10 protein-coding genes and 2 pseudogenes are annotated in these 14004 nt (G+C 65.7%); 5 read left to right on the top strand and 7 right to left on the bottom strand.

Annotated elements, in window-relative coordinates; all coding sequences use genetic code 11:
• Positions 1–106: pseudogene (locus VN520_RS20835) on the top strand (GntR family transcriptional regulator); the annotation flags it as partial.
• On the top strand, positions 103–405 hold the full coding sequence (locus VN520_RS20830) for a hypothetical protein (protein WP_325748447.1): 303 nt from the start codon (positions 103–105) through the stop codon (positions 403–405). The pseudogene VN520_RS20835 and the gene VN520_RS20830, both read left to right, overlap by 4 nt.
• Positions 406–764: 359 nt before the next feature.
• Here VN520_RS20830 and VN520_RS20825 read toward each other — a convergent pair whose 3' ends face one another.
• The 6 genes and pseudogenes from VN520_RS20825 to VN520_RS20800 form a co-directional block, all read right to left on the bottom strand.
• Complete coding sequence (locus VN520_RS20825; protein ID WP_325748446.1) at positions 765–4838, bottom strand: trypsin-like peptidase domain-containing protein; 4074 nt, start codon at positions 4836–4838, stop codon at positions 765–767.
• A gap of 23 nt (positions 4839–4861) precedes the next feature.
• Entirely contained in the window at positions 4862–5179 is a 318-nt protein-coding gene (locus tag VN520_RS20820) for a CU044_2847 family protein (protein ID WP_325748445.1), read from the bottom strand.
• Between the two features lie 747 nt (positions 5180–5926).
• Positions 5927–6022 (bottom strand): annotated as a pseudogene (locus tag VN520_RS20815) (NUDIX hydrolase); the annotation flags it as partial.
• Positions 6023–6523: 501 nt separating this feature from the next.
• A complete protein-coding gene (locus VN520_RS20810) occupies positions 6524–6817 on the bottom strand; it encodes a WGxxGxxG family protein (RefSeq protein WP_325748444.1) in 294 nt (97 codons plus the stop codon).
• 147 nt (positions 6818–6964) lie between these two features.
• Positions 6965–8152 (bottom strand): hypothetical protein, encoded by a 1188-nt coding sequence (locus VN520_RS20805; RefSeq protein WP_325748443.1) that lies wholly within the window; start codon positions 8150–8152, stop codon positions 6965–6967.
• A gap of 118 nt (positions 8153–8270) precedes the next feature.
• On the bottom strand, positions 8271–9152 hold the full coding sequence (locus VN520_RS20800) for a bifunctional DNA primase/polymerase (RefSeq protein WP_325748442.1): 882 nt from the start codon (positions 9150–9152) through the stop codon (positions 8271–8273).
• A 250-nt stretch (positions 9153–9402) separates the two neighbouring features.
• Here VN520_RS20800 and VN520_RS20795 point away from each other — a divergent pair, with 250 nt between their 5' ends.
• The 3 genes from VN520_RS20795 to VN520_RS20785 all read left to right on the top strand — a co-directional run bounded on the left by VN520_RS20795 (position 9403) and on the right by VN520_RS20785 (position 12378).
• A complete protein-coding gene (locus VN520_RS20795) occupies positions 9403–9720 on the top strand; it encodes a hypothetical protein (protein ID WP_325748441.1) in 318 nt (105 codons plus the stop codon).
• A gap of 213 nt (positions 9721–9933) precedes the next feature.
• Positions 9934–10488: a SigE family RNA polymerase sigma factor gene (locus VN520_RS20790; protein WP_325748440.1), complete on the top strand. Its 555-nt coding sequence runs from the start codon at positions 9934–9936 to the stop codon at positions 10486–10488.
• Positions 10489–10731: 243 nt separating this feature from the next.
• Complete coding sequence (locus VN520_RS20785) at positions 10732–12378, top strand: long-chain fatty acid--CoA ligase (protein ID WP_325748448.1); 1647 nt, start codon at positions 10732–10734, stop codon at positions 12376–12378.
• 299 nt (positions 12379–12677) lie between these two features.
• Here the strand turns inward: VN520_RS20785 and VN520_RS20780 are convergent.
• On the bottom strand, positions 12678–14004 hold a 1327-nt coding region (locus VN520_RS20780; protein WP_325748439.1), incomplete at its 5' end, for a response regulator.

Raw genomic sequence — 14004 nt, 5'->3', positions numbered from 1 at the left:
CAATGGTCGCGTCGTTGAAGCCGGGCTCCTTGCCTTTCAGGGAGACCGAGTCGATGCCGTCTTCACCGCCCATCACGTGCTCAACGAGAGGCCAAACCAAGGATGACAACACCGAACGAACTTCGACTCCTCCCGTGGTCGGGCCCGGGGGGCAAGCCCTGCTACCTGAGCACGGACGACCCGGACGGCTACATGTCCCGCCTGGCGGACAACATCGAAGCCATCCAACTTGGCACGGCTGAACAACTGTTGAAGATGGCATCGGAAACCCTCGACGACGAGGACGCGGATCCGATTCAACTCCGCCGTCTAGGAAATGCCCTGGCCTGCGCCCTGAAGGACGTGCTGCGTGTCGCGGTCGGCCGCGAACAACTCGTGCCCGTGGGCGAGCCTCACCGAATCTGAATAGACGCTGACCAGCAGAAAACCTCATGCTACGTGGGGAGGGGGCCCGAGCACAGAACCAGGGGTTCCCCTCCCTGCCGCACTGTGCCCGGCGATGCGGAAAGCCCCGTCAGCCGGTGGGTAAGTCACCTTGAGTGCTGTGAGATTGGGAATCATCGTCTGATTTACCTCATTCAGGCCTTGACCTGAAACTATGCGCTCCTTTACTGAGCTGCCCTCGGCGTCGAAGTAACCGCTGCCGCCCCGCTTCCTCACTTGCATCGCCGATATCCAGAGTTGCTAGAGAATGCTCTCAACTCGCGTGCGCAGTCAGGACAGAGCCTCTCTGTCGCCAGGTAAACCTGTTCCTCCTATCGATGTCAGTACATGTGGAGAATGTCGATCGCGATGCCGAACATGCCAGCATTCAGACTAAGCATGATCGTATCGCCCACTTGACTGGCCCAGGTTATGGAATGGTACAAGGGAATATCTGCTAGGCATTGAAGTCGAATGGGATCCCAAATTTTGACAGATCTATCATTACCTGCGCTGACGAGGACGCTATGACCCATTTTGCTGTATGGCCAAATATTTACCAAGCGCGCCGAGTGCCCTTCAAGCACGCCAACCCGTTTGCCATTTTCAGGATCCCAAAGCTGAATAACACCTTCGTCGCTCCCCGTGGACAGCAATACTCGGCCGCCCACCTGGATCAGGCACTGCACGGTAGAATTCTGCCCTACTGCCAGTTCAGAAATAACTTCGCCGGTTCTTGGGTTGACGATTTGGACCTGTCCGTTGTAACCCAAGCAGGAAAGAAACTTGCGCCCATCCATTGGGACGGGGCATATGTCTCGAACGTTAAGATTCAGTCGAATTTGATGCACAGGTGAATTGTGCGATAGCCCCCAGAAGAGAATGCTATTCCTGACTGCCCCTGCCATCAATACATCATCGAAAACCTTCAGCGTGCAGAGTGAAGACACCTGCGAGCCATAGCCAGAGAGGGGCCATGAGTATGTTTTAGAGAGAGTCTCAGGGTTCCACAGTTCGATGAAACGGCTACCGCCGACCGCAAGTCTCGGACTTCCGCCTACTGAGAGTTCACACATGGAATAGACGGCTTGTGATGGAATGGTCTGCTGAATCTGTCCATTTACTGAACTGCGAATGACCACGCCCTCATTACCGGCCAATGCAGTTAGAAATTCAGGCCCATTCGATCCCTGCAGCACGCAGGCCAATTCAAATGAGTCGGCCGCTGCGTCTTGAACCAGAGTCTTTTCTTCCCCAGTCTCAGGATCCCATAGCCTAATCGATCGATCATCACCGGTGCTGGCCAGTCGGCCGCGCTCATGAGAACCCACCGCACGGACGGAATAGATCCAATCAGTGTGCCCGTGGAGAACCTTTAGTGTTTGTCCTGTACTTGGATCCCAAATTCGCAACGTCTGATCATCGCTACCGCTGACTAGTACTGACTTGCCGCTCAATTTTACTTCACAGATGGTTAGTGCCGAGCCTTCATGCCCAATAAGAACTCTTTCCAATGCTCCGTCAAGCGGATCCCATAGACGAACGGCTCCGTCATAGCAAGCACCTGCGAGAAATTGACGCCCGCCAACTTCGATGGAACAAAGAGATCTAGCCCATTCCCAATGTCCAAGAGAAATCGTCAGATGTATTTTCGACTCTGAAAGATTCCAGAGATGAACCTTCCCGTCCTCGCTGCATGAGGCGACGAACCTTCGGCCGGAAACACTCACCTCGCATATGTCAGATACCCAATCTTCGTGCCTCTGGAGCGCCCCAATGATGGCCCCATCGGTAGGATCAATTAGTGAGACTTCAGCTTCGACAGCAGAAGCCCCGATCAGGACGCCCTGGGTACCGAATACGAGAGAATTCAGGGTTGAGAAGCCCTCCGGGAAGCCATCCAAGCTATGCAATAGATCACCGGAGACTGGATCCCAGAACCGAATCGTTCCGTCCCGCCCGGCAGTGGCCAGAGAATCCAGGTCGCCTAGACGGACTTGCGTAATAGCCCGCACCTCGTCCGTGTGACCCTCAAGAACGTGGATGACTTCACAAAGAACCGGGTCCCAGATGCGCACAGTTCGATCACCGCCGGCACTGGCAAGGAGATGCTGGCCCGCTACCTCGAATGAACACAGAATGTAGGACCAGCGAGTGTGGCCTTCGAGGAGAGCCTCCTCTGATCCAGGAATTACGGATGACCAACTGGCTCGGTAGGGCGCTGCTTCGTCTAGATCTTGAAAAGAACGACCGAGCTGCTGCTGTGCTTCGGTCACGCTCAACAGCCCAATTCGTTCAGCGTGCCCGGAATTTAGGGCGCGTGGCGTACGACGGATCAGTTTAGTTTTTTGCCGTGCGAGCTCTGAATCCACTCTATCTGTCACAGGGACCAGTCGCCGAAGGTCGGCATATAGCAGGTATCTATCATCTTCCAGAAGCGTGTCGAGAACACCACCCAGCTCTGCATGTCTAGCAAGCGAACGACGAAGGTAGGGATCCGTATCGGCCCATCGACTCTTCACGCCCTCAGTAATCATTGCTTGGGCGAGTGCACTCTCATCTGACTTCCGTGAATATAGCTCAGATCGGGAATCTATTAGAGTGTCATTCAACGCTTGATGGAAAAGTCTATAGACAACATCGCCTTGATCCGCGTTCGTCTCCACGAGAAAGTTTGCCGCCGACGAGTGCGCGAAAGCAGAGAGATTATTCGCCGTAAAAGGTTGCCCACTGAGGGCCTCAACGGCTATGCGCCACAATGTGATGGAGAATCCCGGCGCCTCCGCAAAAGCTAGAGCTGCAAGAATCAAGTCGGATCGACATCCCCCGACTGGTTCGATTCGGTCAAGGTAGTCACGGAGAGCGCCATCGACGGTGGGGGTGAATGAGATTTCCAGAGGAGCAACCGCCTCCGCATCGTGCAATCCGTGAGACCTTGCAACGAGCCCTGCCACGAGAAAATTATGGTCAGCCATTGCCGCAATTTTTTGAGCAATTGGCCAAGCGATTTCATCATTGCTATAAGGGCTATCGGAGCGCTCGTCCCCTGTCAATTGCAAGGTCGCGAGGGTGTATGCCTCCAGATCTTCCTGCTTGAAATTGCTCGGATCGTCTAGATCGAGAACGGTTATTGCGCGGCCAAACTCTCCAAGTAGGTCGCCTGTGTCATCCCGACGCCGACTTCCTACTACTATGCGAACACCGAGGTGGGCGCAGGTCTCAACCAGGGGGGCCAAAATGCGACGGACGATCAAGCGTGACTGTTGCCCAGTGGTTGCTTCATCGAGTGCATCAATCACGATGTTGAAAGAGCTGTTTGGTCTATCTGTGAGCGCTTCACGTAGGTATTCTGGCAGGTAATCAATATCCTCAGGGATTGCCGCAGAAGCCGCCTTTGAAATCTCGACAGCGACATCTAGAGCAGTTTTCCCCTTAGCGTGTACGGCGCAGTGTACGGACCCGATTGGGGTTCGGATAGCGGCGTCGCTGTCCGGCAAAGCAGCAGCGATTTCTGCATCGGCTGTTGTGACAATGCGTCCTAGGACGGCCGATTTCCCTACGCCGGGAGATCCCGTAACCACAAGGGCTTTGCGAACCGGTTCCTCGCAAATCCAAGTGACAATTTTAGAAAGCGCTGTCGATCTACCGCGAAAGCGGAACCCTTGCTCTGTCTCGATGCTGACGCCGCGTGCGCGTGGTCGCCAATGTCGGCCAGCCTCGGGGTCATTGCGCAGAGACCATCCCCAAGACGAAAGAGCAGTCTCGCCGGCTGCCTCCGCTGTCCAGCCAGCAAGATCTCCAATTTTCTCGTTCGGAAGGATTCTATCAATTTGTCTGAGCGAGATCGCCCGCGCATCTCCACGATCTCCGGTGGCTTGACCCACCATTCCGACGATCGCCTCATAGTCCGGAGACCACAACGGAGATCCGCTAAAGCCATTCTTCACGGTGTATCGCGACGTGGTGTCCAGGCGTACCCAACCGTATCCAAGAAATTCGCCAACCGTACCAGAGGCAGAATTCCCCAGCAGGTCGCCTCCTGGGAAACCAAAAGCCCACCACTCTTGACCGACAAGGTCAACTGGTGCAGGGCAGCGGAGGCGCGGTGTGCACCCTCCAGGAATGGGGGAAGATAGCGTCAATACCGCGACATCTTGGATCTGTTCAAGGCCGCTAGATGGAAACTTCACATTAGATACCCGAATGCGGGAAGTTACACGTTCATCAGCCTTAGGGAACGCGACCCAAAGTTCCCCGTCGGCATCCGCGACCGTACGAACGACGTGCGCACAAGTGAGGACCCGGTAGGTGTCCAAGGTAAAACCTGAGCCGATGGAGGTGGAATCTGACTGAGCTCGGTGAATAGCGGCCACCCAAGAATCATCGACTGGCCTATTGATGTTTTCTTTCTCCATGTCGATTTTCCGGGAGGTAACTTCTACGAAGGGTTCTGAACTTCGGCGCTATCAGACCAACTTAGCGTGACCTCGAAGTTTGCCTCTGTCGCTGCTTTCGCTACCAACCAGTTAGCCGTGCCATTCACCTTGATGCCGAACTTCAGCTCAACTTGACCAGGTTTCATTGCCCTGACTTGGTCAAGAACACTCTTCGCGGCAAGGACGGCGGGCTCCACTGCATCCCGAACGCGCCCGATCGCTTGCTCCGCTCCGACGGGATGAAAGTCACCACTGGCCTCAATCTCGAATTGGACGACTGTCCGGTCATCCAACGTGTACGACACTACCTGCGACGACATCGTGGCCCCCTAGTTACCAGAATGACCGGACTCTACCGCTTCCCTGGGCTGTCGGACTGTGTAGTGTCCAAACTTCTCCATGCCGAAGGCATGCGGGCGTCGCTCGTTACCGTGGCTCTGTCCAAGACGCCGTATCTGCACTCTGGTTGGGGCCGTGGTCGTCCGGGCCGTCCGTACCTGTACTTGCCTTCCGCTATTCGTGGCCCGAGGCGGCGTTCTGGCCAGTTGCTGGGACCCGGCGGATGCTGAGGTGAGTTCTGGTCTGGCAGGCCGTGATGAAGTCGATTGCTGTGTGCGAGCGCCTTGCCAGGCTCTACGGAAAGCGGCGCAAACGTCCCGTCTCCCTCAACCCGCCGCTCACCCGGCTCCCATCCCGTCCGCCTTCGACCCACACTCCGTGGAGTGGGCGTGGTTCAGGGCGTCAAGGTGGAGCGCGCCACTGTACGAACGACCTTGACGCCCTGGGCCGCGACTGCTCGGCTCTGCCTGGTCGAAGGTGGTCGGGATGGGAGCCCCACGACGCTCGCCCCGTTCCGGCCGGCACTCGCGAACGGCGCCCCTCCCATCCCGGAGTCTGAGCGCCCCCGCCGGAGGCATCCTCTTGAAGCCGCAGATGGCTTCCTCGCTTCCGCCCGCAGCACGAGCGCGCCGGGCGCGGCCAGCCGGGGCGGAGACAGGAGGCAGGCCGCGCCGCTGAGGCGGCGCGCGCCCGCGCCGTGCGCGGGTCTTGATGAAGTAGAGAAAGTCTTATCCCGCTTTGATGAGCTGCTTGCCGTCGTGGCTCCGCACGTGGGGGCCGTTGCCGTCCAGGGCGTCCAGGAGACGGACCGCGTAGACCTCGGACCAGCCCTTTGGATCTCCTTGATGCACGTCACGTACTCGATGTACGTGTCGAGCTTCCGCTCGTCCCATCGCGTGGCCATCTCCCGGCGGAATTTGGCCCGTTCGGCGACTGCCGTCGCACAGTAGGACGTCAGGGCGCCGATGAGGACGCCGACCAGGGTGAAGATCTGGGTGGCCATGACGGACAACGTACCTTCGCGGGAGGCTGTGGACCGAGTCGCTGAAGAGGCGGGCCTCCGGTTCAGCCGGCACGATCCCGAGCGAGGGACACGCAGCGGGCGCGATGACGATGCGGTCGGTGCCGCCAGGGTGTCCGGCACCCGTCCGACCTGGGGGAGAGCCCAGCAGCTGCCCGGTCGGCGCAAGGGCTTGGGAACCGTCGTGGCAGCGAGGTCACCGTGGGTCCGAATCCCACGCCCACCGCGGCCGAACGGCCCCCGGCCGGAACACCGGTCGGGGGCCGTTCGGCTGGAGGGCTGCCCGGCTGGGGGCCGTCCGGGCTCAAGGGCGGTCGGTGGGGTGCGAGCCGCTTCCCGTGCCTCGGTAGGTGCCCGTGTCGCGCGTCTTCTGCCGACGAGGAATGAGTCCGAGCAGACCCAGAAGGCCGGCGAGGCCCCAGAGCCCCCATCCTCCGCCGTCATCGTCCTTCTTGTCGTCGTCGTCCTGTGCCTGGGTCTGGGTGACCTGCGCGGTAGCTGCTTGGATCGCCACCGGCGTCTGCGCTTCCGCGGTGACCGCAGCGGGTCCCGCGAGGAGAGCGGCGGTCAGGACGGCACCGATAGTCATACGACGCATGGGTCCTCCTTCTGTGACCCCTGCCGGACGGGGGTCTTGTACTCATGTCGCGTGACGTCGGAGGGCCGTGCAACTCCAGCAGACGTGAAAGCTTCCCCGGAAGCCCGGCCGGGCCCGTTTCCCAAGCTCCTGCGGCTTCCGGGAGCATTAGGCCGAACGTGTGTCTGACCCGCCGAACCGCATGTGTCCGGCCGGTGTGCCTCGGTGGCCACGTCTGCCCGGCTCCTTCCCGGAGCGGGGGGACGGCTGGGGCGGGCCGGGGGCGGGGGTGCGCTGGAGGGCGCCCAGGACCTTGGGCATGTGCCTTCTGCGGGTGACGATGAGCACCTCTTCGCCGTTGTCCTCGCACTCCAGGACCAAGGCGCGGCCACCGTGGTCAGGACGGTCGGCGGGGTCGGTCCGGTAGGGCGGGCGCACGCGGACCGGGGTGAGGGTGCGCGGCACTTCCCGGCGGTGGGCGGAGCCGGTCGGGTCCGGCGTGGAGGCCGGACAGGCGGGGCCGGCCACGAGGAACCCGCCGCCGCTGTCCGCATACGGCGTCGTGCCGAGGACACGGCCGACGAGGATCTCCTCGGCGACCGGCACGGACGGCGTCAGTGCGATGGTGTCGTCCCCGCTCTGCCGCCGCTTCAGAAGGGTGGCAGCCGCCAGGCAGACGAGCAGAACCACGGGGACTCCCACGGCGATGAGCCGGAACGCCGACCCGGCGTCGGAGGTGACCCAAGGTGCGTCGGCCCCCAGGAGGGTGAGGCAGAGCGCGCCCACGGCCGACACGGCTGCCTGCCAGGGGTACGCCCTGAGCGGGGCCCACGAGCGGCGGGGGGACGTCCAGCAGCAGCCCCAGAGGAAGGCTGCCCCCAAGAAGGCGAGGCCGAGGCCCAGGGCGCAGAAGAGCCTGTAGCCGTCGCGAGGATCAGCGTTCGTGGGAAGACGCGTCGAGGGGAAGTCGACGTACCGGATCCGGTCCCGCCAGTACGTGACCTCGACCTTCGTTCCCGGCCGGGCGGAAGGAGGGCCCTCGGGGCTGCCCTGGAGCCGGGTGCGGCTGGAGGACCCGTCCGTCCCGGTGACGTACAGCCAGTACGACGGTGTCCTGCGGCGCGTCACCCCGTCGGCCCGGTCGATGCGTGCCGCGACGGTTTGGAGGCAGTCCTTCTTCTGGGCACCCGGGGCGCAGGTGACCGCTGCTCTGAAGTCGCGTTCCTCGCCGAGTTCGCCACGCATGCCGGCCAGCAGCCAGGCGGCCGCCAGCAGGCACACGATGCCGAACACCGCTGCGACACGGGCCTCCGTGCGGTTTCCGGGGCGGGGGGTGTCTGTCCTGGGGAGCGTCACCGGCGCATTCTGCGGCGGTGACGGCGTGCGGCAACAAGGCGAGTGCGCGCAGGGCGGACGTGCCCTCCGCTGCCGGGAAACGGCAACGAGACATACGTGATCAACGGGACGTGCGTGATCAAAGGGTCCGTCGCGGGGTGGTCAGGCGTGCGGCCGAGGCGATCGCGGCACGGGCCTCCTGTTCGGTGAGGCCCGTGCGGACCGCCGCGTCGGTGAGGGCGTCCGCGAGGGCGTCGCCGAAGCCGTGTTCGTACGCGCGGCAGGCCGCCCAGAACAGGCGGGTGTTGCGCTGGCCCTCGTGTGCGGCGCGTACGAACTGGACCAGGCCCTGCCCCTGCCGGGCGGGAGAGACCCGGCCGGCGGGGTGGTGGGGGCGCGGCGGGGGCGTGAGCAGGCGCAGGAGGGCGCGGGGGCAGGGGGCCGGCGTCAGGTGGGCCGTGCCGGGGGCGAGCCGGTATCTGCCGTGGGCCGTGACCGAGCCGGGCCCGACCAGGTAGCCGCCCGCTCCGCGTACGTCGATGCCGGGGGCGAGGCGGCCGGCGGAGTTGGCCACGGAGACACCGGGCGGGCCCGTCAGCCAGAGGTGCCTGCCGCCGCTGGGCGTGAGCACCGTGACGGTGGCCGGGATGGTGAACAGGTGCTGCAGGGCGAGCTGCTGGAGTGCGGCCACGGAGTCGTTGCCGTGGGCCGTGTCGATGTCGAGGTCGATGCCGATGAGGCGGTGCGGGGGACGCCCGCAGGCGATGCCGTACCCGGTGGCCCTGGGTGCCGCGGCGAAGAGCGCGCGGACGGCGGCCGGGTCGGTGGTGGCGTCGTGGACCCCGTGACCGGGCAGCCCGCAGGCGCCCTGGCACTGCACGGGCGGGTCTTCGCCGTGGTGCGGGGAGCGCAGGGCGGGCAGCTTGGTGGCGGACAGCGGGAAGACGGGGAGCCCGCGCCCGGCGGCGGAGAGCGCATGGGCCAGGGCCAGGGTGGCGGTCTGCCGGTCGGTGGTGGCCATGGAGCTATTTTCGTACAAGCGTTCGAAGAAGGGAAGAGGGTTCGGCGTCCAGGGCGGAGTGTTCTCCTCGTGCGGGAGGTTTATCGGTTGTTCCTCACCCGCGCGGGGGAATGGTGCGGCATGGGAGGTTCGCCTGGGATGCGGTGGGCAGTTCTGCTCCCACGACGTCGTGACCAGTACCGAGGCGGTCGGCCGACTGCTTCGGAATCAGCCGTGCAGAGCCACGTTCTCGGTCCCCGGAGGAATTGACATGGCACATACCCGTACTGCTCGCGCGCTTGCCGTCGTCGCCGCTCTGCCCCTTGCCACCGCCCTGTTCGGAGGGGTCGCGGTGGCGGACAACGGCGCGTTCGCGAAGGACGGATCGAACGCGGGGGTGGCCACCATCGGATCCGGCGGGGTCGGTGGGGACAACCTCGGCAATTCGTCCACGTCGCAGCAGCAGGCCGTCGGCGACGGGGCCTCCAACCACAGCAACACGGTCCAGGTGGACGACTCGCCCTTCGCGTACATCGACCAGTCCACGTACAACGTCTACCTGACCTTCGGCCCGCTCTGGGTGAACTGAGCCCCGGGCCCGTGCGGCCGCGGCGCTGCCGCTGCCGCACGGGCCGCTTCCCTGCCGGCGAGGGCGCGTCCCCGGGGTGAGGACCCCGAGGGCGGGGCCTGCCACCTCCACCTTCAGGAGGTGCGGTCCGCCCGGCCCCTACAACCTGAGGCGGACGTGGCTTCGGGACCTGGGGCCGATCCCCTCGCCCGTGCCCGCTCCTAGCGTGGAGCCATGACCACGCCAGTCTGCGCCGGCGCCTCCAGGACGGCCGCTGCCTCCGCCGGACACCGCCGCTATCCCTCGTTCTCGTCGTACGTCCGGGCCCGGGGTCCCGTGCTGCTGCGCACCGCCCGTTCCCTCACCGCGAACCCGAGCGATGCCGAGGACCTGCTGCAGACCGCCCTCACCAAGACGTATGTCGCCTGGGAGCGGATCGAGGACCACCGGGCGCTCGACGGATACGTCCGCCGCGCACTGGTGAACACCCGCACCTCGCAGTGGCGCAAGCGCAAGGTCGACGAGTTCGCCTGCGAGGAACTGCCCGAGAAGGAGGCCGCGCCCGCCCCGGACCCGGCCGAGCAGCAGTCGCTGCACGACGCGATGTGGCGTGCCGTGCTCAAGCTCCCGGACCGCCAGCGGGCGATGGTCGTCCTGAGGTACTACGAGGACCTCAGCGAGGCCCAGACGGCCGAAGTGCTGGGCGTGTCCGTCGGTACGGTCAAGAGCGCCGTGTCGCGGGCCCTCGGGAAACTCCGCGAGGATCCGGAGCTCAGCCCGGTACGGTGAGCGGGCCCGGAGCTCAGCCCGGTACGGTGAGCGGGCCCTTCGTGGTGGAGGCCCCGGCTCCGGCGCCGGTGATCCTGCCCCGCGTGCGACGCCGGTGATCCCGCCCTTCGTGCGGAGGCGCACCGCGGTCCGCCTCTGCCGGCCGACACGGATTCGTCCTCCCGGAAGTAGTGACATACCGCTTGGTATGTGAGCAGAATCAGCGCACCCTTACTGCCGCGTAGCGCCCACCGGGAGGACGCCGTGCTGAGCACCATGCAGGACGTACCGCTGACTGTCACCCGCATCCTGAACCATGGGATGACCATCCACGGGAAGTCACAGGTGACGACCTGGACCGGCGAGCCGGAGCCGCACCGGCGCAGTTTCGCCGACATCGGCAGGCGCGCCTCGCAACTGGCGCACGCCCTGCGCGACGAGCTGGGTGTCGAAGGCGACCAGCGGGTCGCGACCCTCATGTGGAACAACGCCGAGCACGTCGAGGCGTATCTGGCGATCCCCTCGATGGGTGCCGTGCTGCACACGCTCAACCTGCGGCTCCCCGCCGAACAGCTGATCTGGATCGTCGACCACGCCGACGACAAGGTCGTCCTCGTCAACGGTTCGCTGCTGCCGCTGCTCGCACCGCTGCTCCCCCACCTGCCCTCCGTCGAACACGTCGTGGTGTCAGGTCCCGGCGACCGTTCCGCGCTCGACGGCGCCGCGCCCCGGGTGCACGAGTGCGAGGAGCTGATCGCAGGCCGTCCCACCTCCTACGACTGGCCCGAGCTGGACGAACGCCAGGCGGCCGCCATGTGCTACACGTCCGGCACCACGGGGGACCCCAAGGGCGTCGTCTACTCCCACCGCTCCATCTACCTGCACTCCATGCAGGTCAACATGGCCGAGTCGATGGGGCTGACCGACAAGGACACGACCCTGGTGGTCGTGCCCCAGTTCCATGTGAACGCCTGGGGTCTGCCGCACGCGACGTTCATGACCGGCGTCAACATGCTCATGCCCGACCGCTTCCTGCAGCCGGCACCGCTCGCCGAGATGATCGAGCGGGAGCGGCCGACGCACGCCGCCGCCGTGCCCACCATCTGGCAGGGACTGCTGGCCGAGGTCACCGCCGAGCCGCGCGACCTGTCCTCCATGGCCCGCGTCACCATCGGCGGCGCCGCCTGCCCGCCTTCTCTGATGGAGGCCTACGACAAGCTCGGTGTCCGGCTCTGCCACGCCTGGGGCATGACGGAGACCTCGCCGCTCGGCACCATGTCCAACCCGCCGGCCGGGCTGACGGACGAGCAGGAGTGGCCGTACCGCATCACCCAGGGCCGCTTCCCGGCCGGTGTCGAGGCGCGTCTGACCGGCCCCGGCGGCGAACACCTGCCGTGGGACGGGGAGTCCGCCGGTGAGCTGGAGGTCCGCGGCCCCTGGATCGCCGGTGCGTACTACGGCGGTGCGGACGGCGAGGACCTGCGTCCCGAGGACAAGTTCAGCGAGGACGGCTGGCTGAAGACGGGCGACGTCGGCGTGATCAGCGGCGAGGGCTACCTCACGCTGACCGACCGGGCCAAGGACGTCATCAAGTCCGGCGGCGAGTGGATCTCCAGCGTCGAACTGGAGAACGCGATCATGGCGCACCCGGATGTGGCCGAGGCCGCCGTTGTCGCCGTCCCCGACGACAGGTGGGGCGAGCGCCCTCTCGCGACCGTCGTCCTCAAGGAGGGTGCCACCGCCGACTACGCAGCGCTCAGGACCTTCCTCGCCCGGTCCGTCGCCAAGTGGCAGCTGCCCGAGCGCTGGGCGATCGTCCCGGCGGTGCCGAAGACGAGCGTGGGCAAGTTCGACAAGAAGGTGATCCGCAGGCAGTACGCCGAGGGCGAGCTGGACATCACGCAGCTCTGATCAGGGCGGCCGTCCGGGAGCGGGACGGGTCCCGTTCACGCCGGGCGGGGGACGCGGGGCGACGGGCGCCGGGCCCGGGGTGCGGCTGGGACCTCGCCGGAAGCCGGATGCCGGATGCCGGACGACGGATGCCGGACGACGGATGCCGGACGACGGGTCCGGGGCGCGGCTGGGATCTCACCTCACGACGGGCGCCTGGTCCGGTGCGCGGCCGGGGGCCTGGGACGCCGCGAGGGCGGTACGGGAAGATCCCGTACCGCCCTCGCCGTATGCCTCATGCGCCCGATGACGGCCGGGCGTCAGTTCGTCCCTATCTTCGCCAGCAGATCGACGATCCGTGACTGCACCTCATCGCTCGTCGAACGCTCGGCGAGGAAGAGCACCGTCTCACCGGAAGCGAGCCTCGGCAGGTCCGCCTCCTCCATGCCGGCCGAGGTGTAGACGACCAGCGGTGTGTGGTTCAGCGCGCCGTTCGCGCGGAGCCAGTCGATGATGCCGGCGCGCCGACGGCGTACCTGCATCAGGTCCATCACCACCAGATTCGGCCGCATCCGGGTGGCGAGATCGACCGCCTCGCTGTCGCCCGAGGCCCGGGCGACCTGCATACCGCGACGCTCCAGCGTCTCCGTCAGCGCCAGCGCGATCTCCTCGTGCTCCTCGATGACCAGGACCCGCGGCGGATGCTGGTCGCTGTCGCGCGGGGCGAGCGCCTTGAGGAGCACGGCGGGGTCGGCACCGTACGCCGCTTCCCTGGTCGCCTGCCCCAGACCGGCCGTCACCAGCACCGGGACCTCCGCCGCCACGGCCGCCTGACGCAGCGACTGCAACGCCGTACGGGTGATCGGCCCGGTCAGCGGGTCGACGAACAGCGCGGCGGGGAACGCGGCGATCTGGGCGTCGACCTCCTCGCGGGAGTGCACGATCACCGGACGGTACCCGCGGTCGCTGAGGGCCTGCTGGGTGGAGACGTCCGGCGCGGGCCAAACGAGCAGCCGGCGCGGGTTGTCCAGCGGTTCCGGGGGCAGTTCGTCGTCGACGGGCTGCGGCTGCGGGCGGTTGTCCACCTCGACGGCGCCACCGGGTCCGTCCAGCGGCTCCGGACCCTCGGCCCCCTCGTCGGGCGCCCCTATGGCGTACGCACGCCCCTCGGAGGCGGGCGGGGACAGCAGCCGGCCGGAACCGGGGCCCTGCACGGTGCTTCCCTGCGCACCGGCGGGCTGCGGCGGAACAGGGGCCGGAGCGGGCTGCGGCGGCACGGGAGCCATGGCGGGCGGCGCCGGGGGCTCGGCGTCGGGCGGGGCGGCGAGCTTACGGCGCCGCCCGGCACCGCCGAGCGTCTGGTTCTGCTGGTGCGCGAGGTGCTGCGCGAAGGGCACGCCCTGCCCCAGGGTCCGCACGCTGAACGCACGGCCCTGGGAGGCGTCCGACGACGTCGGCCCGGGTGCCTCGGCGGGCAGCGGCTGGCGCCGCGCGTCCGGTGCGGGGGCCGGGGCGCCGGTGCCGGACGGATGCGGTTCCGGCTCAGGCACGGAAGCGGACCCCGGCACGGGTTCCGGCGCGGATACGGGCCCCGGCGCCGGCGCGGATACGGGCTCCTGGGCGGGCGCGGGCTCAGGCATGGCCACG

The sequence above is a fragment of the Streptomyces sp. genome, from assembly GCF_035563135.1.
Taxonomy (GTDB): Bacteria; Actinomycetota; Actinomycetes; order Streptomycetales; family Streptomycetaceae; genus Streptomyces.
The sequence above is the reverse complement of the archived record's forward strand: the minus strand, read 5'-3'. Positions and strand labels throughout refer to the sequence as shown.

Coding starts and splice junctions, on each gene's coding strand:
- VN520_RS20795 (WP_325748441.1), top strand. CDS start 9,403: ATGGCACATACCCGTACTGCTCGCGCGCTTGCCGTCGTCGCCGCTCTG.
- VN520_RS20830 (WP_325748447.1), top strand. CDS start 103: ATGACAACACCGAACGAACTTCGACTCCTCCCGTGGTCGGGCCCGGGG.
- VN520_RS20810 (WP_325748444.1), bottom strand. CDS start 6,817: ATGCGTCGTATGACTATCGGTGCCGTCCTGACCGCCGCTCTCCTCGCG.
- VN520_RS20820 (WP_325748445.1), bottom strand. CDS start 5,179: ATGTCGTCGCAGGTAGTGTCGTACACGTTGGATGACCGGACAGTCGTC.
- VN520_RS20800 (WP_325748442.1), bottom strand. CDS start 9,152: ATGGCCACCACCGACCGGCAGACCGCCACCCTGGCCCTGGCCCATGCG.
- VN520_RS20790 (WP_325748440.1), top strand. CDS start 9,934: ATGACCACGCCAGTCTGCGCCGGCGCCTCCAGGACGGCCGCTGCCTCC.
- VN520_RS20825 (WP_325748446.1), bottom strand. CDS start 4,838: ATGGAGAAAGAAAACATCAATAGGCCAGTCGATGATTCTTGGGTGGCC.